Origin of the sequence: Bacillus cereus group sp. BfR-BA-01347, from assembly GCF_022663835.1 — a bacterium.
GTDB lineage: Bacteria > Bacillota > Bacilli > Bacillales > Bacillaceae_G > Bacillus_A > Bacillus_A thuringiensis_K.
The window spans coordinates 36,605-59,410 of sequence record NZ_JAKUGG010000008.1; the positions used below are offsets into that span (position 1 = coordinate 36,605).

Here is a 22,806-nt window from a genome sequence, read left to right on the forward strand (position 1 = left end):
CTTTTAATTTGTATTATAGTTGATTTAAAATCCAGTTTGTTGCATCTTCAAAGTTATCTGCAATGTAGTTTGGTTCAATATGTGCCCATTTGTCTCGGTACGTATGCAAAGCATCATACCCAGCGCCTGTTCGGACTAGAATCGTTGTCGCATTTACTTTTGCCCCTGCAACAATATCAGTCCAGCGATCGCCAACTACAGCACATTGTGTTAAATCAAGTCCATGTTTTTTTGCTGCTTTAAGCAGCATGCCTGTACTTGGTTTACGGCATTCACAACCATCACCGTGTTTATGAGGACATACATAAACATCATCAAAACCGAAGCCTTCTAATTCTTGTACAAAATCGGCTACAGTTGCTATTCCATCTGCGATACCAGGTTGATTTGTGAAAGAGAAAATTTTTATATTTTTAGCTTTTAGTTTTTGCAAGGATGTTTTTGTGAATGGAAATAATGAAAAAGATCCTGGATAATGTATTGTAGTGTCACCACCAATTGTACCGTCACGATCAATGAAAATTGCTTTAATGTTTGTCATAGTTATAGTCCCTTCAATTTATAAGTAGTTTAAAAATGTTTTACAAATCGGTAGCCATTTACCTCATAGCCTAATTTTTTGTAAAAAGGATGAGCTTCTACTCTTTTTGTTCCACTAACTAGCCATGTGCCAATGCAATTATGTTTCTTTGCTAATTGTTCTGCATAATCCATCAAAACTTGTCCAATGCCTTTACGTCGTATGTTAGAATCAACGCTAATAATTGAAATCTCTCCATAACGTGTTACATCTTCTAAATTTTCACGTATACGAAATCCAAGTAATCCAAATATAGCTTCTTCTTCCTCGTAAACATATAAAAAATCAAACGGACTCATTTGTACGAATTGTAATCGATTGTTCATATCTTCATAGGAAATAGAGGAACCTTTTAATTCTTTCGTTAAAGAACAAAGTGCGTCTATATCATCTATCGTTGCTTCAGGAATTTGAAAAGACATATTATCCACTCCAATAAAATGTAATCAAACATTTAATATTCTGTTAAAAAATGTTTTTTCCTGCCATAAAAATAAATATTTTATAATGATATATAGATAGTTATATGTTATTCTTTTCCTTGATTGTAACAGTTATATTTTTACAGTTTTATTTATTGCCAGCTGTGGTAGGCAGTGTTGTTTTTATTTTATTAATTGTATGGATTGTATTTCTACCATTAAAAAAGAGCCATTGACGGCTCTTTTTCTAGTCTGTAACACATTGATAAATAAAATATACTAAAACGAGTATACTTGCGGCGGAATACATGACATCTAAAGTCATCTGATCGCCTCCTTATTGTTGTTGTATTTTTATTGTATGAAATCTTACAATTTCATATTCAAGTGAAAAATATGTGAACGTTAACAAAATTGTAAAGTGCAAAAATTATAATCATTTTGTATAATAGAAGAAACCACCGTTATATAAAAAATAATGAGTGAAAGGGGAGGGAACATAAATGCCAAATTGGTTTAGAAAAACCTTAGTCGCATTAATTACCGTATTTACATTTGGTTTAGTGACGCCTCCTTCCATATTACTTGATAATGCCAAAGCTGCGGACAAGCCTACGAGCACAGCTGGGCAACAAAGTTTGGAGAGCACGTCCTATACATATGAAGAAACGAATGACAGGTTAACCACCGATACTTTTATTACTTATGCAATGCAAGAAGCAGAGAAGCAGTCGATGCAAAAGTTTGGTACTAAAATTGGTCCAGTAATTGAAGATGAATTTAAAGATGTAATATTACCAAAAATTGAAGAGGCAATTGCTGAGCTTGCTAGTGATGTACCAGAAGACTCACTACAATCATTAGCGATTTCTCAAAAACCAGCTGGTGGAAATAATGAAAAGATTTTTCACGTCTACGATACGAAATCAGGAAATGATTTATTGCGTTTCCATGTAAGAAGAGATCATCCGCCGCAAGATGGTTATTATTTTAATTTCCATTATCACCGTTTTGATGATGGATACTCTGGACATCATGAGTTAGGAAATATTTATTGGAATACAAATGTACCGCCGAAATGGTTGTCTTAAAAAGAACAAGAGAAAATCTTGTTCTTTTTTATTTTTATAGAAGGGACAGACAACTATGTTGTTGAATAACATAGGTTTAGAAAAAAGAAGCAAAAGGAGTATGGAGATGCAAAAATATATTGTTTTTGACTTTGATGGCACATTAGTAGATTCACAAAATATATTTGTACGGATTTATAATCAACTTGCTGAAAAACATGGGTATAAAGCAGTAAAGGAAGAAGAAATTGAGCATTTACGTAAATTAACGATGCCAGAGAGATGTAAACAACTTGATGTACCACTGTATAAATTACCGATATTAGCGTTGGAATTTTATAAATTATATCAGCCTGCTATAAAAAATCTCGTTTTGTTCCATGGAATGAAAGATGTATTAGATAAACTACATAAAAAAGGCTACGGAATTGCAGTCATATCATCGAACTCAGAAGAGCATATTCGGGCTTTTTTACACAAGAATGGTATCGAAAATATTCAAGAAGTGTATTGTTCTAAAAATTTGTTTGGTAAAGATAAAATGATAAAAAGGTTTTTAAAATCGAAAAAAATAACAGAGAAAGATATGTTATACGTTGGTGATGAACAGCGAGATGTAGCAGCGTGTAAAAAGGCTGAAGTGAACGTAATTTGGGTATCTTGGGGATATGATGTTATTGAAACAGTGAAAAAAGATGCACCAGATTATATGGTTCATAAGCCGATGGAAATTGTGGAAGTAGTACAAGGTGCGTATTCTTAATATGAATACACTTCGAGCAGGCATTCATCATATTGAATTTTGGGTAGCGAATTTGGAGGAGTCCATTTGTTTTTATAATAAGTTGTTTTCCATAATTGGATGGAGAAAGTTAAATGAAGTAGCATATAGCACAGGAGAAAGTGAAATATATTTTAAAGAAGTAGATGAGGAAATCGTAAGGACGTTAGGGCCTAGACATATTTGTTATCAAGCTATTCATAGAGAGGTAGTTGATGAAGTAGCAGATTTTCTTTCTAGTACGAAAGTGAAGGTAATACGTGGTCCAATTGAAATGAATCATTATTCGGAAGGTTACTATACGATTGATTTTTACGATCCGAATGGATTTATTGTAGAAGTTGCCTATACACCAAATGCAGAAATGTAAGGGGAATAGATATGAAGATAATTACAGCACGGCAAAGCAATATACAAATAGTAAAAGATGCAGCGAATATTGAAGAAATTTCTAAAGGTTTTTCGCCTGATAAGAAATATATAATTACGAATGCAAATAATGAAAAATATTTATTTCGGACAGGCGATATAAAAGAGTATGAAAGAAAGAAAATAGAGTTTCAAATTTTAAATGAAATGGTAAAACGTAACGTACAGGCACAAAGGCCAATTGAAATAGGTATATTGGAAGAAGAAGGTGTATGCTATAGTATTTTTTCATATTTAGAAGGGGAAGATGCGAAGAAGCTATTGCCTACGTATTCACCAAAAGAACAATATGATATTGGTATAGAGGCAGGAAAAGATTTAGCAAAAATGCATACATTTGAAGCTCCTAAGGATATACTTCCATGGTATGAAAGAGCTATGAAAAAACATAGTAAATATGTAGAGGTATACAAAACATGCGGAATAAAAATAAAAAATGATGATAAAATCATAAAGTTTATAGAAGAAAATGAAATATATTTAAAGAGCCGCCCGAATCGATTTCAACACGATGATTTTCATTTAGAAAATATAATTGTACGGGATGGAAAATATGTAGGTGTTGTTGATTTTAATGGCTATGACTGGGGCGACCCAATTCATGATTTCGTAAAAATTGCACTGTTTGTAAGGGATATTAGTATTCCGTATTCAATCGGACAAATAGAAGGATACTTTAATAGGAAAATACCAGAGGAGTTCTGGAAATTATACACGGTGTATGTTGGCATGACAGTTTTCTCCTCAGTTGTCTGGACATTACGAGCAGCGCCGCATATGTTAGATGATATGTTAGAGCGTCTTACTATAGTTTTAGAGGATCATAATAACTTTGAGTTATCGAAGCCAATTTGGTTTCAACCAGATAAGATTGATATGAAATAGAAAAGGTAGGTGTGATTCGCACCTACCTTTATTTTTTACCATCAAGATACTTATTTAATTTTCTTAAATGTAAGCGGCTGAGTACTTAATGTAGCTGGTACATGTAACTGAAGGGATGGGAATTCACCACTTACATTCATTTCATAAGCGAATAATAAGCTCATTTTCATTTGGAATAAGTCAACTTTTGTGGAGAAGATGTCGTAATGATGATGCCCTAATTGAATATCCATTTCCATAAATTGTACATATAACGAATCATCTCGTTTGTATACTTGTAATGTTCCGTATGCAGGATGTTCAAAAGTACCAGTATAATCCTCTAACTTGTGCGAAGGTGTAGTCCCTTTAATTTGTTCAGGGAGGGATTCAGTTGCTTCTTTCATCATTTCCTTCATTTTTTTAGTATCTTCTACAGCACGTTTATGCCAATCAATGGATTCTAATTCAAGTAGTTCGTCATAAATTTGATTAGCGAGATAAGTAGGAAGTAATGTTCCTCCAGCATTCGTTAAAATGACAAGGCCTATGTTTTCTGTTGGTATGAATGAAACAAGCGCTGAAAATCCATCGATATTACCGCCATGATGAATCACTTTTTTACCACGATAAGCGCTAATAAACCAACCAAGACCGTAACTATTTAATGGAGATTCAGGGAGTGATAAAACCGGTTGGTCTGGAATTGAATTGTGTGGTGTATACATTTGTTGTAATAATTCAGAGGAGATTAATTCATGATCTCCAAATTTTCCTTCATTTAAGTGGAGAAGTACCCAATTTGTCATATCTTCAATTGTGGAATTAATACACCCAGCAGCGCCAACTGTATCGATGTTACGGAATGGAACTGCTTTTATTTCACCGTCATTTTCAATGTAAGGTAAAGCGTAATCATCTGTAGTTTGTGAATCGTTAACAGAGAAGTTTGTATGTCTCATATTTAAAGGTTCTAAAATATGTTCTGTAGTGTATTGCTCCCACGTTTGATTTGTAATGTTTTCAACAATGTAGCTAATTGTTGCATACATTAAGTTGTTATATAGAAATGCAGTCCGGAACGGTGCATCAAGTGGTAAATGTTTTATTTTTTCAACGAGATCTTTTCGAGATAAGGAAGAACTGTACCAAAGAGCCTCATGACGACTCACTCCAGTTCGATGAGAAGCTAAATCCCGTCCTGTAACTTGTGAGCTAGCAAGTAGTTCAGATAAAGTAAAGTTAGGTATATAAGACGGGACAGGAGCATCCCAATTAAACTTTTTTTGCTGTGCTAACAAGCTTAATGAAAGTGTACCAAACGCTTTCGTTGAGGAACCGATTGCGAATCGAGTATTCGGTGTAACAGCCTCTTTTGTTTCTATATTACGATAGCCGAAACCTTCTGAAAGAATAACTTCACCGTCTTTTATAACAGCGACAGCAACACCAGGAACATTTAAATCCTTCATCATTTTTTCAACCGTGGTTTGTAAAGAAGTCATAACAGGTGTTTCAATTTTAGACATATTTCTAACCTCCAAATATAAATTTTGATCTACCGCACTATACTTTCGGTAATAGAAAATGAAAACCTTTTAAAATATGGAAAGTTAATAATTTTGTAAGAATTAGCGCAAGAAATTTTATTAATTAAGATTATTAAATTTACCATTTTTCATGTTATGATAAATTCCATATACGATTGAAAGAAGGTTTTCCTACATATGAAACATGCTGAAAATGAATACTTAAATTTATGCCGCCATGTAATGGAACATGGTACGAAGAAAGAAGATCGTACAGGGACAGGAACTGTATCTGTATTTGGATATCAAATGCGTTTTGATTTGAGCAAAGGATTTCCTTTATTAACGACAAAAAGAGTACCATTTCGCCTTGTAGCAAGTGAACTACTTTGGTTTATGAAAGGTGATACAAATATTCGCTATTTATTGCAGCATAATAATAACATTTGGAATGAATGGGCGTTTAAGAGCTGGGTAGAAAGTGATGAGTATACTGGTCCTGACATGACTGATTTTGGTCTTCGCTCACAACAAGATGAAGAATTTAAAGTACAGTACGATGAGCAAATGGAATTGTTTAAAAAGAACGTTTTAGAAGATGATGAGTTCTCAAATAAATATGGTTATTTAGGAGACGTTTACGGTAAACAATGGCGTGCTTGGAAAACGACAGCTGGTGAGACACTTGATCAATTAAAAGATGTAATTGAAATGATTAAAAAAACACCAGACTCACGTCGTTTAATCGTTTCTGCTTGGAATCCTGAAGACGTACCGAGTATGGCATTACCGCCTTGTCATACATTATTCCAATTTTATGTAGCGGACGGAAAACTTTCTTGTCAGCTATATCAAAGAAGTGGTGACATATTCCTTGGAATTCCATTTAACATCGCAAGTTATTCACTACTAACACATTTAATTGCACATGAATGTGGTCTTGAAGTAGGAGAATTTGTTCATACAATTGGAGATGCACACATTTATACAAATCATTTTGAACAAGTAGAAAAGCAATTGGCACGTGAACCACGTCCATTCCCGAAACTTACATTAAATCCAGATGTGAAATCTGTGTTTGATTTTGAAATGGAAGATTTAACGATTGAAGGATACGATCCGCATCCAGCAATTAAAGCACCGGTTGCAGTATAATTGTAGAGGAGATGAAAAAATGATTGTTTCATTTATGGTCGCGATGGACGAAAATAGAGTAATTGGTAAAGATAATAATTTACCTTGGCGTTTACCGAGTGAATTACAATACGTGAAGAAAACAACGATGGGCCACCCGCTTATTATGGGAAGAAAGAACTATGAAGCGATTGGTAGACCACTGCCTGGAAGACGTAATATTATTGTAACTCGTAATGAAGGGTATCATGTTGAAGGCTGTGAAGTTGTTCATTCTGTAGAAGAAGTGTTCGAACTATGTAAAAATGAAGAAGAGATTTTTATTTTTGGCGGAGCGCAAATTTACGATCTCTTTTTACCTTATGTAGACAAGTTGTATATAACAAAAATCCATCATGCATTTGAAGGAGATACATTCTTCCCAGAAATGGATATGACAAATTGGAAAGAGATTTTTGTAGAAAAAGGTTTAACGGATGAAAAAAACCCGTATACGTATTATTACCATGTATATGAGAAACAACAATAATAATAAAGATTGATGTGAAAATTCACGTCAATCTTTTTATTTATATTCACCAATATAAGTTTATAGATGAGATTCGATAATGCTATAATGATAGGTAGCATGTAAAAATGCTAAAATTTTCAAAAGTACTAATATAGAAAGAGGAGGAGAATCGATTGAGAAAGATATGGGGGATTCTTTTTCTTTGCTTAACATTCATGTTAGTTGGATGTGGTAAAGAAGAAAAGCCACAAGAAGCGTTTGATACATATGTAAAAGCGTGGAATAAACAAAAATTTGCAGATATGTATGATCAACTATCAAAAAATGCAAAAAAAGATATTTCAAAGAAAGAGTTTACTGAGAAATATGAAAAAATTTATTCTGGTATCGAAGTGAAAGACTTAAAGGTAGAAACAGGGGAAGTAAAAGAAGATAAAAAAGATGAAGGTCCTGTTCCTTTTAAAGTAAGCATGGATACAGTTGGTGGTAAAATCACATTTGGTCATGAAGCAAAAATGGTGAAAGAAAAAGATGGAGATAAAGAATCTTGGAAAATAGATTGGACTCCTGATTTTATTTTCCCTGGCATGACGAAAGATAGTAAAGTGCGTATGCAGACAACACAACCAAAACGTGGTGAAATATACGATCGTAATGGAAAAGGTCTTGCAACGAATGGGAAAGCTTCTGAAATCGGATTGATTCCTGAAAAGTTAGGCGATACTGCTCCGCAAACGAAAGAAACAGTAGCGAAGTTATTAAATATGTCTGTAGAAGAAATTGATCAAAAATTAGCTGCTAAATGGGTAAAACCAGGGTATCTCGTACCAATTGGAATTTTGCCTGAAGGGGCAACACAAAATACGTACATTGATTTACCAGGTGTTTCAACAAAACCTGTAAATGTTCGTACATATCCGTTAGGGGAAGCGGCAGCTCATCTGACTGGTTATATTGGAAAGGTAAATGCTGAAGATTTAAAAACGCTACAAAAGAAAGGCTATCAAGCTGATGATCCAGTTGGTAAAGCTGGTTTAGAGCAAGTATTAGAGGAAAAGCTACGCGGTAAAAAAGGTGGCCGTGTCTTTGTAGAAGATGCGCAAGGAAAAGAAATTAAAAACTTGGCAAAAACAGATGCTGTTGATGGAGAAAATGTAACTTTAACTATTGATAGTGCTGTTCAAGAAAAAACGTATAATGAAATGAAGGGAGAAGCTGGTTCAAGTGCAGCGATTAATCCGAAAAGTGGAGAAACAATTGCACTAGTAAGTAGTCCAGCATATGATCCTAATTTAATTGCACGAGGAACATCGAAAGCGCAACGCGAAGCTTGGAATAATGATCCGAAAAAACCGATGACGAATCGCTTTACACAATTATCGGTACCAGGTTCTGTATTTAAACCAATTACAGCTGCAATTGGTCTTGAAACGAAAACGATCGATCCAAAAGAAGAGTTAAAAATTGAAGGATTAAAATGGACAAAAGATTCTTCTTGGGGTAATTATTATGTAACGCGTGTGAAAGATGCAAATCCGATTGATTTTGATAAGGCGATGAAATACTCGGATAATATTTACTTCGCACAAGAAGCATTGAAAATCGGAAAAGACAAGTTTATGAGTGAAGCGAAAAAATTCGGATTCGATGAAAAATTACCAATTGAATATGGATTCCCTGCTTCTAAAATTGCAAATGACGGTATTAAAAATGATATTCAAATGGCAGATACAGGATATGGACAAGGGCAAGTATTAATGACTCCTCTTCATTTAGCTTTAACGTATGCGCCAATTGTAAATGATGGAACGATTCCATCACCGTATATTATTAAAACAGATAAACAACCAAAAGCTTGGAAAGAAAATGTAATTTCTAAAGGAAATCAGGATATATTAAAAACTGCTATGACGAAAGTAATTAATGATCCGGATGGTACAGGGAAAATTGCTAAAATTGATGGCATGACTCTTGCTGGAAAAACAGGTACAGCGGAATTAAAAGTATCAAAAGAGGCCGAAGGAAAAGAACTAGGCTGGTTCGCTGCATTTGATTTGAATTCACCAGATGTGGTCATTACAATGATGATTGAAGATGTAAAAGGTAGAGGTGGAAGTAACATTCCAGCTGAAAAAGTAAAACATGTTTTTCAAAAATAATATGTAATAAAAGACTATCTCTATAATTTATAGAGATAGCCTTTTTGTGTGAGAAGTCTTAATATCTGTATACTAAATTTTAAAGAAACAAAATAAATCATTAACTTACGAAAAAAAAGTAGCTATTTTTTATTGACATCGATTGAAACTTTTTGTATCATACTTACATAAGGTAAGTTATTAACTTTCGAAAAATAAATCTTGAATTAAAGATAAAGAGAAAAAAGGGAGAGAATACAATGACAAAAGTACTATTTATTACAGCAAATCCAAATTCAGCAGAAGGTTCTTTCGGAATGGCAGTAGGGGAAGCTTTCATCGAAGCTTATAAAAACGAACATCCACAAGACGAAGTTGTAACAATTGATTTATTCAACACTACAGTACCAGCAATTGATGCAGATGTATTTGCTGCTTGGGGTAAATTTGCAGCAGGTGAAGGCTTTGAAGCTTTAACTGAAGTTCAACAACAAAAAGTAGCAGCAATGAACACAAACTTAGAAACATTTATGAATGCAGATCGTTATGTATTCGTAACTCCAATGTGGAACTTTAGCTATCCACCAGTAGTAAAAGCATACTTAGATAACGTAGCAATCGCAGGTAAAACATTCAAATATACTGAAAATGGTCCAGTCGGCTTATTAGAAGGTAAAAAAGCACTTCACATTCAAGCAACAGGTGGTGTATATTCTGAAGGAGCATACGCAGCTGTAGATTTCGGTCGCAATCATTTAAAAACTGTATTAGGATTTGTTGGTGTAAATGATACTGAATATATTGCAGTTGAAGGTATGAATGCAAACCCTGAAAAAGCACAAGAAATTAAAGAAGCCGCAATTGCTAATGCTCGTGAATTAGCAAAACGTTTCTAATATAGAATGCTTAAAAAGTCCAAACACTTGCTGTTTGGACTTTTTTTCTTCTTTTTCCTTCGTTTGTCTAGTATAATGAAGGTCGGAATGATAATAGGTGGGGGTTCTGTATGATTCAAACGTTTTTTAAAATCTTTTATTTAATTTTAATTGTAATTGCGATTACACCAAGAATGTGGCGTCTTAAAAGACAAGTAAATATGATGGCGCCAAAAGAAAAAGATAATGCTGTGTACAAAACGACAAATTGGTTTGGTAAGAAAATGGTACGTGTAGCTGGAGGGACAGTAGAAGTTAAAGGACTTGAAAATGTTCCGAAAGACAAGCCGGTACTAGTTGTAAGTAATCACCAAAGTAATATGGATATCCCTGTTTTACTAGGTTACTTAAATAAACCAATTGGATTCGTGTCAAAAGCAGAGATTAAAAAGTTCCCAGTTGTACCAACTTGGATGGAACTGATGAATTGTGTATTTATGGATCGTAGCGATCGTCGTCAATCTCTTAAAGCAATTAAAGATGGAATCGAACTATTAAAGAATGGACATTCTATCGTAATTTTCCCAGAAGGAACGAGAAGTAAGGGTGGGGAAGTTGGAGAGTTTAAGGCTGGTAGTTTCCATCTTGCAGTAAAGTCAGGTGTAGCAATTTTACCTGTAACGTTAGATGGTACATATAAGATGTTTGAAGCGAATGGAAATCGTATGAAGCCAGCTCATGCAATAGTAACAATTTCTAAGCCGATTACACCTGAAGATTATGCGAATATGGATATTAAAGAATTAACGAAGCATACACAGGAAGTTATCGCATCACAATTACATAAGTAATAAAAAAGGTTTCAGCTTATAGTAAGCTGAAACCTTTTTTATTATGCTGTAGGTAAGACATAAAAGAGTACACAGAAGAACATCATCGCACTACCACCTAAAACGAAAAGATGCCATATGGCATGGTTGAAAGGTAGCTTTTCCCAAAGGAAGAATATAGCTCCGACAGAATATAAAATTCCTCCTGCTAAAAGTAGTGAAAAACCATGTCCAGTTAGATTTTCATAAAGTGGTTTAATGGCAACGATTATGAGCCAGCCCATAATGATGTAACATAAAGTTGATGCCTTTATAAAGCGACGTACAAAGAAAATTTTGAAGATGATACCTCCGATTGCAAGTGTCCATATAATAGCAAGCAACGTCCATCCTAATGGCCCACGAAGTGTAATAAGTAGAAAAGGAGTATACGTGCCAGCAATTAATAAGTAAATGGCTGAATGATCTAAAATAGTAAATACTTTTTCTACTCTAGGATGATGAATGCTATGTAGCAACGTTGAAAACAAGTACAGTAAGAACATGCTTACACCATAAACAGTAAATGCAACTACAGCTGATGCGGTACCATGCTTTGAAGCATGAATAATCAATATGATTAAGGCAGGGATGCTTAAAATGGCACCGATACCATGTGTAATTGCATTTGCAATTTCTTCTTTTACAAATTGGGTCATTCGTGTCATTTTTTCAGTCATAATGCAAATCCTTTCTACTATCATAAAGTGAAACTTTAATCAGTGGGGGGCATCCCCCACTGATTATTAGTTGAACCAATCGGGCTTTTACGGGCAGTTGAGCCCCCACGTAACTTCTTGGCTTGCATTGAATTTTGAGGTGGTGGTTCTTACTGCCCGTTAAAGCGGGATAAAATAATATGTCATTTCCCTTACCATATCATACACAAGAGCAATAGAAAATGAAATTTGTATAATTGATTATATTTTTGAATTTTTTTGACAAAAGACAATGGATTTGTTGACGTTTTCAAACTTTTTTGACAAAATAAAATTATGTAATAGTAGGACAAGGAAACTACTAATAAAGGGGATGGGGAAATGTTTTCAAATATTGGCTTTCCAGGGTTAATTTTAATTTTAGTAGCAGTACTCATTTTATTTGGACCTAAAAAATTGCCGGAAATCGGGAAGGCTTTAGGGGAAACGTTAAAAGAGTTCAAAAAATCAACGAAAGAATTGACAGATGACGCATTTCAAGAAAAGGAAAAGAAAGAAAAAATGTAGTGTATTTTCCTTGTAATGGATAAATAAAGTGTGGTGAACGAGATGGAAGATCGGGAAATGAGCGTAGTAGAACATATTGTTGAGCTTCGAAAAAGAGTAATATATACGGTGTTATCCTTTGTACTATTTTTAATTATTGGATTTACTTTTACAAAGGATATTTATTTTTGGCTTGTAAAAGATTTACCAATGAAATTAACTGTTCTCGGTCCAAGTGATGTATTGTGGATTTTTTTCTCGATTGCTACAGTATTTGCTATCGTTTGTACAATTCCTTTTGCTGCTATACAAATTTGGTTATTTGTAAAACCAGGTTTACATCCAAATGAACAAAAGTTGACAATAATGTATATACCGGTATTGTCTATATTATTTATTGCAGGTTTATGCTTTGGATATTTCGTTGTAATGCCGTTTTTATTTCATTTTTTAACTACGATAGGTAATGAAATGTTTAATACGATGTTTACGACAGAAAAGTATTTTCATTTTGTTCTTAATTTAACAGTTCCATTTGCTGTAATTTTTGAATTGCCTGTAGTAGTAATGTTTTTAACGAGTATTGGACTATTGACGGCGGAACTTCTAATAAAAATAAGAAGGTATGCTTACGTAGCATTGATTATCATTGCGTCGTGTATATCACCGCCAGATTTTTTATCTCATAGTTTAGTTGCGGTACCGCTTATTTGTATTTATGAAATTAGTATTGCTTTATCAAAGATTGTTAGTAAGCGAAAAAAGAAAAGAGAAGAAGAAATTCAGTCGAAAAGTGCCTCGTTATAAAGGCACTTTTTTTATTTATTTGTTATACTCTAGCTATAAACGTATACAATATAGAGAAGAAAAAAAATATAGAATCTCCAAAATTTAGACAAACTTTGCGCTTTTATAAGTTTATACTAAATATATTAAGCAATATACGGATAACGAGTCCTCGTCTTATTAGAAATTTAGGATGAGGGATGGATTAGGTGGAGATGAATAGAGTATAAATCTTCTAACCATAAGGACTACAGAGATTGTCTAAGGATACTTTTGTATTCATGGGAGTCGCCACTTTAAACAACGTGTTACAAGCGTAAAGTAGAAGTTCAAAAATCCAATGAAAAAGAGGATTGATATTGTGATTACGAAAAGTTTTTATTTCACTCATTCAACAGGGGATTGTATTAAAATATTTGAAATCCCTGTCCTACAGGCACAGCATCCATTATCGTTTCTAATTCAGTCTCGTCTTCAATTATTTATTGCAAAAATTCAAAAACAAAAACACCCAAGATTTTCATATTCTTTCCGTGAATATTTACAAAAATGTTTGAAGTGGAATGATTATTTAAATGTATATAAAACAAATACCCTTGAAAAAAATGCATGATACGAAGTACGGACAGGGTTAGTAAACTCTGTCTTTTTCATTTTAGGTATGAAAATATAATTAATTTGATGAAATTTCGTTCCAAATTGTTGAAAGCAATGGGAATACTAGTATAATAACAAGGAGAGCGTATTGGAAAGGGAAGAAGTATAGTATGCAAAAAATTAAAATTGTAACAGATTCAACGGCAGATTTATCACAAGACGTAATCGAAAAGTATGACATTCATGTTTTACCATTATCAATCTCTGTAAATGGACAAACATATTTAGATCGCGTTGATTTACAACCTGACGAATTTATTGAAGAAATGATTAAATCAGAGGAATTACCAAAAACATCACAACCAGCTATGGGTACATTTGTAGAAATGTATGACAAGCTAGGGGAAGATGGAAGCGAAGTCCTTTCTATCCATATGACAAGTGGAATGAGCGGTACTGTAGCAACTGCAAATAGCGCTGCATCAATGACCGATACAAAAGTAACAGTTGTTGATTCTCAATTTATTACACATGCTTTAGCATATCAAGTAATTGAAGCTGCAAAAATGGCAAATGACGGACGCTCACTAGAAGAAATTTTAAAACGTGTAGATGAAGTAAGAAAGAATACTCGTTTATATGTAGTAGTGGATACATTAGAAAACTTAGTGAAGGGTGGACGTATCGGTAAAGGAAAAGCGTTTATCGGTTCGCTACTTAATATAAAGCCAATTGCTAGTCTTGAAGACGGTGTTTATAATCCTGTAACGAAAGTTCGTAGCCAAGGCCAAATTGTAAAAACATTAGCTAAGTTATTTGAGCAAGATACGGCTGGAAAAGTTGTAAAAGCTGTTGCAATTCCGCATGCGAAAGCAATTCCTTTAGCTGAAAGTATGAAAGCGGCGGTTGAAAAAGTGAGTGGATTTGCTCAATCAGAAATTTTCTATACAACGCCTATTATTAGTACTCATACAGGTCCGGGCGCAATCGGATTTATGTATTTAGCAGAGTAATAAAAAAGCTACTTGAAAATATATTTCAAGTAGCTTTTTTATGTAAATAGAAAGTAAGAAATAAGAAGAGCTACACAGGCACTACCGCTAATGATATAGCGAGTCTGTAAATATTCATTCATAGAAAACACCCTTTATCCCGCTATTTGCGGACAGTAAAACTCTCTACCTCAAAATTAGCTGGAGCAAAGAGGTAAGGTAGCGGGCTGCCCGTAAAAGCTTGATTATTTGCCTTCACTATAGGATTTTCTATATTATATGTTGGATATAGAAAATCAGTCATTACGTTACACATGTAAAGTTTCAATTTTTTCGTTTATTTGCTTATCATTTGTTGCGTTACTATAAATAAAAGTTTGGCCTAAAAAGAGTACATGCAGTTGTTCCCATGGTAACATGCGCAAATTCCAATTATTTCGAAGTCTAGTTATTGCCTCGCGGGGTGTTTCATCGGCGAGTGCAAAAGCTCCGTAATGCATCGGTATAAAATGCGTAGCGTTTAAATCTAAATAAGCTTGCACGGCCTCTTCAGGTGAAACATGAGATACTTTCATAAACCATTCTGGTTCATAAGCGCCAATGGGCATAAGAGCAATATCAATTAAAAAGCGTTCACCAATTTCTTTGAAACCTTGGAAATAGCCACTGTCGCCACAAAAATATATGGTTTCCATATTCGTTTCATTATCAATAATCCATCCGCCCCAGTGAGACGTATTCATATCAAATAAGAATCTTCTTGTCCAGTGCTGAGCAGGTACGAAGTGAAAAGAAACTTCGTTAATTATCGTACTTTCCCACCATTTATACTCTTCTACATGTTTAAATTTCTTACGAGTAAATAATTTTTTTAATCCAATAGGTACAAGATATAGAACATCATCATTCAACTGACGAAGAGTTGAAAAATCTAAATGATCATAATGACCATGTGAAATAAGGACAATATCAATTTTAGGTAGTTCTTCTATAGAGAGTCCAGGTTCGGTAAGTCTTGGAACTAGCTTTAATTTATTAGCCCATACTGGATCTGTTAATATATTAAGTCCATTCGTTTGAATAAGAAAAGTGGAATGCCCAATCCATGTGACAGTCGTTTTTTCAACATTGCTTTGCAAAAATGCACTTTGTTTAACGGGTGATTGTTCTACTAAGAAAGAAAAATCTTTTTTGTTTTGCTTTCGTTCTTTACGCCAGCGTAAAAAAGAGCGAATTGATTTTTTTGTACTAACATTATCCATATTTTCATAGCGCTTTGCCATGAACATCACCTCATTTAAAATCGTTGTATTTGTATTGTACCGAAATGTTGTTAAGGAATACAGTGTAAAACATGGATTAATGTTTAAAGAATTGTTAAAAAATAGGGAGAGGTATTTACAAAAGTAACAATAAAATTAGTTTTATCAATTCTATTTAGAGAAATAATAGTAAAAAAATATATTTTGTCTAGTAATTCGCTTGAAATAAAGAAGTAACATGCGTAAAATCGTACGATTTCGTGAACAAATGTAGTAAACAATTTTCTCGTAGTGTTAACTTTTGTTATTATAAACATAACCTATTTAAATTTAGGATAGAGAAAAGAGGTTTATAAATGAAGCGTTATCAAAAAATAATTGGTCTTATGGTTGTATTTTGTCTCTTTGTACTTGCCGGATGTAGTGAATCAGGTTCAAAGCTTCGTAAACCATTAAATTGGGATTTAGAAACTTTCCAATTTACAAATCAAGATGGAAAGCAATTCGGTACAAAAGATTTAAAAGGGAAAGTTTGGGTTGCAGATTTTATGTTCACAAATTGTCAGACAGTTTGTCCGCCAATGACTGCAAATATGGCCAAGCTGCAAAAGATGGCAAAAGAAGAGAAATTAGACGTTCAGTTTGTTTCATTTAGTGTAGATCCAGACCTTGATAAGCCAGAAAATCTGAAAGCTTTTATTCAGAAGTTTACAGAGGATACTAGTAACTGGAATTTATTAACAGGGTATTCGTTAGAAGATATTACAAAGTTTTCAAAAGATAATTTCCAATCACTTGTAGATAAGCCGGAGAACGGTCAGGTCATACATGGTACATCATTTTATTTAATTGATCAAAACGGAAAAGTAATGAAAAAGTATAGTGGCATTAGTAATACGCCATATGAAGACATTATACGTGATATGAAGCGATTAGTGGATTAAAAATAAGGGTGCATAGCACCCTTATTTTTTTGCATTAGTCTATGGATAAAATGTCATGTTGCTGGGGAAGTTTCGGCGCTCGAATTTCTAATACGCCGTTTTGATAAGAAGCTTTTGCCGCTTTTTTATTAATTGAATACGGTAACTTAATCAATCTTGATGCTTCTGAAATGGAACGTTCTCGGCGATAATAGTTATGGGATGTTTGTTCTTCTTCCTCTTCAAGTATCTCTTCTTTTACAGAGACTTTTAAGTATTCACTTTGTATTTCAATTTGAATTTGTTCTTTTTGTATACCTGGTAGTTCAGCTGTAACAACGAGTTCTTCACCAACTTCATATAAATCTACAGGGAATGTTAATAAACGGTTTCCTTTTTGGAAAAAATGATTTAAATCAGCGATTACATTGCGAAGAGGTGTTTGCTCGAAGAAATCATCAATTTGCTTTAAGTAATTACGAACCGGTGGGCGAGAAGAATCTTTTTTTTCTTCACTCATGGTATTCCCTCCTAGAAATCAATTTGCAATATCATATGACAAAAGCGGAGAAAGGTGAGTGCCTAGTTTTCATGTTTTCATAAAAAATTGTTAAAAATGTGAAATGGAGTGATTTTTTTATAGTTTTTGGTCGCCATATTCAGTTGATTATGCTAGTATAAATAGGGTTGATATAGTAGTATAGAGACAGAATGAAAACTGAAAGAGGGTAAGAAGTATGTGTGGTTTTGTAGGATGTTTATGTGAAAACCCTAGAGAGTTTTCAGAAACAGAAAAACATCAATTTGAAAATATGAACACGATGATTTTCCACCGTGGTCCAGATGACGAAGGATATTTTCGTGATGAACATGTACAATTTGGCTTCCGCCGTTTAAGTATCATTGACTTAGAGGCAGGACATCAGCCGCTAACTTATGAAAATGATCGATATGTAATTATTTTTAATGGTGAAATTTACAACTATGTAGAATTACGTGAAATGTTACTTGAAAAAGGTGCAACGTTTGCAACGCAATCTGATACAGAAGTTATCATTGCATTGTATGCACATATGAAAGAAAAATGTGTAGACTACCTTCGTGGTATGTTTGCATTTATGATTTGGGATCGTGAAGAAAAGAAACTTTTCGGTGCACGTGACCACTTCGGTATTAAACCTTTATACATCGCACAACAAGGTGATACTACATTCTTCGCATCTGAGAAGAAAAGTATTATGCATGTGATGGAAGATAAAGGCGTTAATCCAACGTCACTACAACATTACTTTACGTACCAATATGGTCCAGAGCCAGAAACGTTAACAATTGATGTTAATAAAATCGAGCCTGGTCATTATTTCGTAAAAGAAATCGGTAAAGAGATGGAAATCCATCGCTACTGGAAACCTTATTTCAATGCTTCAAGTGCAACGAAAGAGGAGCATATCCAAGCGATTCGTGATGTGTTATATGATTCAGTAAAAGTGCATATGCGTAGTGATGTACCAGTAGGTTCATTCTTATCTGGTGGTATCGATTCATCTATCATCGCTTCTATCGCAAGAGAAATGAATCCAAATCTTTTAACATTCTCTGTTGGTTTTGAGCAACGTGGTTTCAGTGAAGTTGATGTTGCGAAAGAAACTGCTGAGAAATTAGGCGTTAAAAACCATAACGTATTCATTTCAGCGAAAGAATTTATGGATGAGTTCCCAAAAATCATTTGGCATATGGATGATCCTTTAGCTGATCCAGCAGCTGTACCATTGTACTTCGTTGCGAAAGAAGCACGTAAACATGTAACAGTTGTTCTTTCAGGTGAAGGCGCAGACGAGCTATTTGGTGGTTATAACATTTACCGTGAGCCAAACTCACTAAAAATGTTCTCTTACATTCCTAGCCCAGGTAAGAGCGTTCTAAAAGCATTAAGTGGTGCTCTTAAAGAAGGGTTTAAAGGTAAGAGCTTCCTAGAGCGTGGATGTACACCAATTGAAGAGCGTTACTATGGAAATGCTAAAATCTTCCGTGAAGAAGAAAAAGCTGAATTAATGAAGTATTACAATGAAAGTGTTAACTATATGGATATCACGAAACCATTGTATAATGAGATTAAAGATTATGATGATGTAAGTAAAATGCAGTACATTGACATGTTCACATGGTTACGCGGTGACATTTTATTAAAAGCTGATAAAATGACAATGGCAAACTCATTAGAACTTCGTGTACCGTTCTTAGATAAAGAAGTATTCGATGTTGCATCTAAAATTCCAACTGAATTTAAGATTGCTAACGGAACTACGAAAGCTATTTTACGTGAAGCAGCACGCGGAATCGTTCCAGATCACGTATTAGATCGTAAAAAACTTGGATTCCCAGTACCAATTCGTCACTGGTTAAAAGACGAAATGCATGATTGGGCTATAAATATTATAAACGAAAGTAAGACAGAGCATTTAATCGACAAACAGTATGTATTAAACTTACTGGAAGCACATTGTGCAGATAAAGGCGATTATAGCCGTAAAATTTGGACTGTACTTGCGTTTATGGTATGGCACCAAATTTATGTTGAGCATAAATACGATACGAATAAGTTCCATGAAGAAACAAAACGTGCGTATAGCTTAGTTTAAATAGAAAAACCTTAAGATCGCATACGGTCTTAAGGTTTTTTTCATAAATAGGAAGTATTATTGATACAATAATAGTAAAAGGATGGACAACATATGATTACGTTTGAGAAAGTTACTGTAGAAAATGAAAGCGTTGTTAAAGAAATGTTTAAATCGCATAGTTTAGGTGAGAAAAAGGTACAGTACTGTGTAAAAGTTGATGATACATATATTGGTGTAATAGATTATAGTGTACAAGAGGAACAGGCTGTTTTATCACAGCTAATTATTCATTTTGATTACCAAGGTTACGGTTATGGTACAAATACGTATTTTACATTTGAAGAAATGATGAAACAAAGAAATGTGAAAGAAATAAAAGTGCTACAAGAGAAATTAACAGAAAAGGCGAAGTCTTTCATAGAGAGTTTTGGTTTTGCTTCAGAAGATGAAGAGTATGTAAAGAAAATATAACGATGATTATTTATGCGATACAATAAACATAAGGCAGGTGGATGTATGACGATGACTTCTGGTCTTGTATTAATTGGAGGGTGCTTTATAGTAGCAGAATTATGTCATATAATCATTCGGAAAAGAATGAGTAAGAAAAAAAAGCCGTATGAATTACAATACGTATCTGTCTTTTTCATTATGTTTTGTATGCTTAGTACATTACAAAATCTAATGAACTTTCCACCACTTTTAAATGTTTTTTTAAAGTTCGGTTTACTTTATAGTGGTGTTGGAATAGCACTTTTATTTATTTTATTTTGCATACGTTATGTTCACTATCAATCGTATATATTTATTTTAAATTGGTTAAAGCAAGATGATAGAAACCGCCTTACATAAGGCGGTTTTTTTATTTGCAATTGTAACAGAACTTGTACATTTCACATAAAATAGGACGAGTAGAAATGCAAACATATTACAAGAAAGGGGCGGGGCAATAAAATGAAACTTGTTATAGACGCAGGGCACGGTGGATATGATTCTGGTGCTGTTGGTAATGGTTTAGTAGAAAAAAACTTAACACTTCAAATTGCTAGACGCGTTCGAGACATTTTAACGGTAAATTACCCAATTACAATTAAAATGACACGTGATAGTGATGTGTTTATTTCTTTATCGGAACGTGCTAATATTGCTAATGCTTTCAGTGCGGATTATTTTATTTCATTTCATATTAATAGCGGCGGGGGTACAGGTTTTGAAAGTTATATTTATAATGCGTTATCCAATACCAGCACTGCATATGCAAAGCAACAAAAAATGCATACAGCTGTCAATCCTGTATTAACAAAATACGGTCTTCGTGATCGAGGAGCAAAAAAAGAAAATTATGCGGTATTAAGAGAAACCACAATGGATGCAATTTTAACTGAGACTGCTTTTATTGATACAGCGTTTGATGCAAATTTATTAAAAAATCCACAATTTATTGAAGATCTAAGTCAAGCGTATGCAAATGGAATAGCAGCTATTTTTGGAGTAGATCCAAATCCACAACCTCCTAACCCACAACCGACACCTCAAACGAAGGGAATCGCTTATATTCTTGGGAAAAATGTAAATTTAAGAAATGGTCCATCAACTTCTTCCTCAGTTATTCGTCAATTAAATTCTCCAGAATCTTACGTTGTATATCAGGAAAGTAACGGATGGCTAGATTTGGGGAATGGACAATGGGTGTATAATGATCCTTCTTACATTAATTTTGTAAAGACAAGCAACAGTGATGGAAGCCCGATTGGGGTTGCATATATACAAGGGATGAATGTAAATTTAAGAAGTGGTCCATCAACTACATCTGCAGTTATCCGCAAATTAAATTCTCCAGAATCTTATTTAGTATATATAAATGAAAATGGTTGGTTAAACCTTGGTGGAAATCAGTGGGTATATAATGACCCAGCGTATATTAAATATACTCAATATTAGGAATTAAAATGATAATGCAATATGGATGCGTATTGTTGTTATGTATAACAAGAATACGCATTTTAATAACAACATTTATTTTCATACTTATGCACTATGTTTTAAAAAGAAACATTAGAAAAGCGGATAGAATCTAAATAGTATATATTAAAAAAGTTTTCTGATATACATTGACAATGTATGTAACATCCATTAATCTTTAATTGTTAATGATAATCGATTTCATCTAGGGAGGACATATGATACATACTAAAAAACTAATTATGTTCTGCATTACGATACTCATGGTTGTAATTGCAGGATGTAGTAAAGAAGAGAAAAAAGAAAATAATATATCAGCGAAAGCAAAAGATTCATATACGATAAAGCATGCAATGGGTGAAACGATAGTAAATGGTACACCTAAAAAAGTTGTTGTTTTAACAAATGAAGGCGCAGAGGCTCTCCTAGCTGTGGGCGTAACGCCAGTGGGGACTACGAAACCACGTGCTGGTGATGAATGGTATCCTCATATAGCGAAAGAGTTAAAAAACACGGAAGTTGTAGGAACTGAACGTGATATTAATTTAGAGGCTGTAATGAAGCTTAAGCCAGATTTAATTATCGGAAATAAAATGCGTCATGAAAAAATATATGATCAGCTAAAAGAAATCGCACCAACTGTTTATGCAGAAACATTACGCGGTGATTGGAAAGAAAACTTTACACTTTATACAAAAGCTGTAAATAAAGAAAAAGAAGGGCAGAAAGCTCTTGATGATTATAAAAAACGTATTGAAGGAATGAAAGAGAAGTTAGGCGATAATTTGAATTCTAAAGTTTCTATTATTCGTTTCGTACCAGGTGACGTTCGTATTTATCAAAAAAACTCATTCTCGGGCGTTGTTTTAAATGATATTGGATTTAAACGACCACCATTACAAGATAAAGATGATTTTGCGATAAAAGGAATTACAAAAGAGCAAATTCCAAATATGGACGGAGACTACTTATTCTATTTCACGTCTGATAAAGATGCAGATAAGAATAATGAAGGAAATTCGTTAGCAAAGGAATGGATAGAAGATCCACTCTTTAAGCAACTACAGGCTTCTAAAAATAATAAAGTATTCCAAGTAGACGAGGTAATCTGGAATACAGCAGGCGGTATTAAAGCTGCGAACCTTATGTTAGATGATATTGAAAAATATTTCCTTAAATAAATGATAAAATACATCACTTTTACGAAGTGATGTATTTTTTGTTTGTGAAAATACAGAAAATTCCTTCTTTCAGGG

25 protein-coding genes are annotated in these 22,806 nt (G+C 33.8%); 19 read left to right on the forward strand and 6 right to left on the reverse strand.

The features are described 5' to 3' along the window. Positions 1-13: 13 nt before the first annotated feature. Positions 14-541 (reverse strand): HAD-IIIA family hydrolase, encoded by a 528-nt coding sequence (locus MR143_RS14040; protein WP_000181773.1) that lies wholly within the window; start codon positions 539-541, stop codon positions 14-16. A gap of 29 nt (positions 542-570) precedes the next feature. Next, complete coding sequence (locus MR143_RS14045; protein ID WP_242280806.1) at positions 571-1,002, reverse strand: GNAT family N-acetyltransferase; 432 nt, start codon at positions 1,000-1,002, stop codon at positions 571-573. A 503-nt stretch (positions 1,003-1,505) separates the two neighbouring features. Between MR143_RS14045 and MR143_RS14055 the strand changes: the two genes are divergently transcribed. The 4 genes from MR143_RS14055 (at position 1,506) to MR143_RS14070 (ending at position 4,167) form a co-directional block, all read left to right on the forward strand. After that, on the forward strand, positions 1,506-2,093 hold the full coding sequence (locus MR143_RS14055) for a YpjP family protein (RefSeq protein WP_001134421.1): 588 nt from the start codon (positions 1,506-1,508) through the stop codon (positions 2,091-2,093). A 106-nt stretch (positions 2,094-2,199) separates the two neighbouring features. Further along, on the forward strand, positions 2,200-2,835 hold the full coding sequence (locus tag MR143_RS14060; RefSeq protein ID WP_001175004.1) for an HAD family hydrolase: 636 nt from the start codon (positions 2,200-2,202) through the stop codon (positions 2,833-2,835). Between the two features lies 1 nt (position 2,836). Then, positions 2,837-3,223: a VOC family protein gene (locus MR143_RS14065; protein WP_001094649.1), complete on the forward strand. Its 387-nt coding sequence runs from the start codon at positions 2,837-2,839 to the stop codon at positions 3,221-3,223. An 11-nt stretch (positions 3,224-3,234) separates the two neighbouring features. Next, the gene (locus tag MR143_RS14070; protein ID WP_000692079.1) at positions 3,235-4,167 is read left to right on the forward strand and encodes an aminoglycoside phosphotransferase family protein; all 933 of its coding nucleotides are present in this window, start codon (positions 3,235-3,237) and stop codon (positions 4,165-4,167) included. Positions 4,168-4,217: 50 nt separating this feature from the next. Here the strand turns inward: MR143_RS14070 and MR143_RS14075 are convergent, their stop codons facing one another. Continuing rightward, positions 4,218-5,675, reverse strand: a complete 1,458-nt coding sequence (locus MR143_RS14075; protein ID WP_000034351.1) for a serine hydrolase — start codon at positions 5,673-5,675, stop codon at positions 4,218-4,220. 198 nt (positions 5,676-5,873) lie between these two features. Here MR143_RS14075 and MR143_RS14080 point away from each other — a divergent pair, with 198 nt between their 5' ends. From MR143_RS14080 to MR143_RS14100, 5 genes are all read left to right on the forward strand, one after another. Next, positions 5,874-6,830 carry a thymidylate synthase gene (locus tag MR143_RS14080; protein ID WP_000679609.1) on the forward strand — a complete coding sequence of 319 codons (957 nt, stop codon included), beginning with the start codon at positions 5,874-5,876 and terminating at the stop codon, positions 6,828-6,830. Between the two features lie 19 nt (positions 6,831-6,849). Next, positions 6,850-7,338 (forward strand): dihydrofolate reductase, encoded by a 489-nt coding sequence (locus MR143_RS14085; protein WP_000637206.1) that lies wholly within the window; start codon positions 6,850-6,852, stop codon positions 7,336-7,338. A gap of 155 nt (positions 7,339-7,493) precedes the next feature. After that, positions 7,494-9,479 (forward strand): penicillin-binding protein 3, encoded by a 1,986-nt coding sequence (gene pbpC / locus MR143_RS14090; RefSeq protein WP_001227244.1) that lies wholly within the window; start codon positions 7,494-7,496, stop codon positions 9,477-9,479. 239 nt (positions 9,480-9,718) lie between these two features. Continuing rightward, entirely contained in the window at positions 9,719-10,354 is a 636-nt protein-coding gene (locus tag MR143_RS14095) for an FMN-dependent NADH-azoreductase (protein WP_000170025.1), read from the forward strand. Between the two features lie 110 nt (positions 10,355-10,464). Next, entirely contained in the window at positions 10,465-11,184 is a 720-nt protein-coding gene (locus MR143_RS14100) for a lysophospholipid acyltransferase family protein (RefSeq protein WP_000616574.1), read from the forward strand. A gap of 41 nt (positions 11,185-11,225) precedes the next feature. Here MR143_RS14100 and trhA read toward each other — a convergent pair whose 3' ends face one another. Continuing rightward, complete coding sequence (gene trhA, locus MR143_RS14105) at positions 11,226-11,882, reverse strand: PAQR family membrane homeostasis protein TrhA (RefSeq protein WP_002163996.1); 657 nt, start codon at positions 11,880-11,882, stop codon at positions 11,226-11,228. A gap of 360 nt (positions 11,883-12,242) precedes the next feature. Between trhA and MR143_RS14110 the strand changes: the two genes are divergently transcribed. From MR143_RS14110 to MR143_RS14125, 4 genes are all read left to right on the forward strand, one after another. Continuing rightward, complete coding sequence (locus tag MR143_RS14110; RefSeq protein ID WP_000492443.1) at positions 12,243-12,428, forward strand: twin-arginine translocase TatA/TatE family subunit; 186 nt, start codon at positions 12,243-12,245, stop codon at positions 12,426-12,428. Between the two features lie 42 nt (positions 12,429-12,470). Then, positions 12,471-13,214: a twin-arginine translocase subunit TatC gene (tatC, locus tag MR143_RS14115; protein ID WP_000390118.1), complete on the forward strand. Its 744-nt coding sequence runs from the start codon at positions 12,471-12,473 to the stop codon at positions 13,212-13,214. A gap of 340 nt (positions 13,215-13,554) precedes the next feature. After that, positions 13,555-13,806, forward strand: coding sequence for a DUF2535 family protein (locus MR143_RS14120; RefSeq protein WP_000629011.1), 252 nt, complete (start codon positions 13,555-13,557; stop codon positions 13,804-13,806). 154 nt (positions 13,807-13,960) lie between these two features. Beyond that, positions 13,961-14,803 carry a DegV family protein gene (locus MR143_RS14125; RefSeq protein ID WP_001169470.1) on the forward strand — a complete coding sequence of 281 codons (843 nt, stop codon included), beginning with the start codon at positions 13,961-13,963 and terminating at the stop codon, positions 14,801-14,803. A 287-nt stretch (positions 14,804-15,090) separates the two neighbouring features. Here MR143_RS14125 and MR143_RS14130 read toward each other — a convergent pair whose 3' ends face one another. Next, positions 15,091-16,065 carry an MBL fold metallo-hydrolase gene (locus tag MR143_RS14130; RefSeq protein ID WP_001129635.1) on the reverse strand — a complete coding sequence of 325 codons (975 nt, stop codon included), beginning with the start codon at positions 16,063-16,065 and terminating at the stop codon, positions 15,091-15,093. 335 nt (positions 16,066-16,400) lie between these two features. On the opposite strand from MR143_RS14130, the gene MR143_RS14135 reads away from it, so the two are divergent. Continuing rightward, entirely contained in the window at positions 16,401-16,988 is a 588-nt protein-coding gene (locus tag MR143_RS14135; RefSeq protein ID WP_000833333.1) for an SCO family protein, read from the forward strand. Positions 16,989-17,022: 34 nt separating this feature from the next. Here the strand turns inward: MR143_RS14135 and MR143_RS14140 are convergent, their stop codons facing one another. Continuing rightward, a complete protein-coding gene (locus MR143_RS14140) occupies positions 17,023-17,487 on the reverse strand; it encodes an Hsp20/alpha crystallin family protein (RefSeq protein ID WP_001288085.1) in 465 nt (154 codons plus the stop codon). A 217-nt stretch (positions 17,488-17,704) separates the two neighbouring features. Here MR143_RS14140 and asnB point away from each other — a divergent pair, with 217 nt between their 5' ends. The 5 genes from asnB (at position 17,705) to MR143_RS14165 (ending at position 22,731) form a co-directional block, all read left to right on the forward strand. Further along, on the forward strand, positions 17,705-19,606 hold the full coding sequence (gene asnB, locus MR143_RS14145; RefSeq protein WP_000333816.1) for an asparagine synthase (glutamine-hydrolyzing): 1,902 nt from the start codon (positions 17,705-17,707) through the stop codon (positions 19,604-19,606). A 93-nt stretch (positions 19,607-19,699) separates the two neighbouring features. Beyond that, positions 19,700-20,059, forward strand: a complete 360-nt coding sequence (locus MR143_RS14150) for a GNAT family N-acetyltransferase (protein WP_000627518.1) — start codon at positions 19,700-19,702, stop codon at positions 20,057-20,059. A gap of 51 nt (positions 20,060-20,110) precedes the next feature. Then, positions 20,111-20,440: a hypothetical protein gene (locus tag MR143_RS14155; protein ID WP_000200462.1), complete on the forward strand. Its 330-nt coding sequence runs from the start codon at positions 20,111-20,113 to the stop codon at positions 20,438-20,440. Positions 20,441-20,542: 102 nt separating this feature from the next. After that, a complete protein-coding gene (locus MR143_RS14160) occupies positions 20,543-21,529 on the forward strand; it encodes an N-acetylmuramoyl-L-alanine amidase (protein ID WP_000779897.1) in 987 nt (328 codons plus the stop codon). A gap of 239 nt (positions 21,530-21,768) precedes the next feature. Next, positions 21,769-22,731, forward strand: a complete 963-nt coding sequence (locus tag MR143_RS14165; RefSeq protein ID WP_000581996.1) for an ABC transporter substrate-binding protein — start codon at positions 21,769-21,771, stop codon at positions 22,729-22,731. Positions 22,732-22,806: the final 75 nt, after the last annotated feature.

Coding starts and splice junctions, on each gene's coding strand:
- MR143_RS14040 (WP_000181773.1), bottom strand. CDS start 541: ATGACAAACATTAAAGCAATTTTCATTGATCGTGACGGTACAATTGGT.
- MR143_RS14045 (WP_242280806.1), bottom strand. CDS start 1,002: ATGTCTTTTCAAATTCCTGAAGCAACGATAGATGATATAGACGCACTT.
- MR143_RS14055 (WP_001134421.1), top strand. CDS start 1,506: ATGCCAAATTGGTTTAGAAAAACCTTAGTCGCATTAATTACCGTATTT.
- MR143_RS14060 (WP_001175004.1), top strand. CDS start 2,200: ATGCAAAAATATATTGTTTTTGACTTTGATGGCACATTAGTAGATTCA.
- MR143_RS14065 (WP_001094649.1), top strand. CDS start 2,837: ATGAATACACTTCGAGCAGGCATTCATCATATTGAATTTTGGGTAGCG.
- MR143_RS14070 (WP_000692079.1), top strand. CDS start 3,235: ATGAAGATAATTACAGCACGGCAAAGCAATATACAAATAGTAAAAGAT.
- MR143_RS14075 (WP_000034351.1), bottom strand. CDS start 5,675: ATGTCTAAAATTGAAACACCTGTTATGACTTCTTTACAAACCACGGTT.
- MR143_RS14080 (WP_000679609.1), top strand. CDS start 5,874: ATGAAACATGCTGAAAATGAATACTTAAATTTATGCCGCCATGTAATG.
- MR143_RS14085 (WP_000637206.1), top strand. CDS start 6,850: ATGATTGTTTCATTTATGGTCGCGATGGACGAAAATAGAGTAATTGGT.
- MR143_RS14095 (WP_000170025.1), top strand. CDS start 9,719: ATGACAAAAGTACTATTTATTACAGCAAATCCAAATTCAGCAGAAGGT.
- MR143_RS14100 (WP_000616574.1), top strand. CDS start 10,465: ATGATTCAAACGTTTTTTAAAATCTTTTATTTAATTTTAATTGTAATT.
- trhA (WP_002163996.1), bottom strand. CDS start 11,882: ATGACTGAAAAAATGACACGAATGACCCAATTTGTAAAAGAAGAAATT.
- MR143_RS14110 (WP_000492443.1), top strand. CDS start 12,243: ATGTTTTCAAATATTGGCTTTCCAGGGTTAATTTTAATTTTAGTAGCA.
- tatC (WP_000390118.1), top strand. CDS start 12,471: ATGGAAGATCGGGAAATGAGCGTAGTAGAACATATTGTTGAGCTTCGA.
- MR143_RS14125 (WP_001169470.1), top strand. CDS start 13,961: ATGCAAAAAATTAAAATTGTAACAGATTCAACGGCAGATTTATCACAA.
- MR143_RS14130 (WP_001129635.1), bottom strand. CDS start 16,065: ATGGCAAAGCGCTATGAAAATATGGATAATGTTAGTACAAAAAAATCA.
- MR143_RS14135 (WP_000833333.1), top strand. CDS start 16,401: ATGAAGCGTTATCAAAAAATAATTGGTCTTATGGTTGTATTTTGTCTC.
- MR143_RS14140 (WP_001288085.1), bottom strand. CDS start 17,487: ATGAGTGAAGAAAAAAAAGATTCTTCTCGCCCACCGGTTCGTAATTAC.
- asnB (WP_000333816.1), top strand. CDS start 17,705: ATGTGTGGTTTTGTAGGATGTTTATGTGAAAACCCTAGAGAGTTTTCA.
- MR143_RS14150 (WP_000627518.1), top strand. CDS start 19,700: ATGATTACGTTTGAGAAAGTTACTGTAGAAAATGAAAGCGTTGTTAAA.
- MR143_RS14155 (WP_000200462.1), top strand. CDS start 20,111: ATGACTTCTGGTCTTGTATTAATTGGAGGGTGCTTTATAGTAGCAGAA.
- MR143_RS14160 (WP_000779897.1), top strand. CDS start 20,543: ATGAAACTTGTTATAGACGCAGGGCACGGTGGATATGATTCTGGTGCT.
- MR143_RS14165 (WP_000581996.1), top strand. CDS start 21,769: ATGATACATACTAAAAAACTAATTATGTTCTGCATTACGATACTCATG.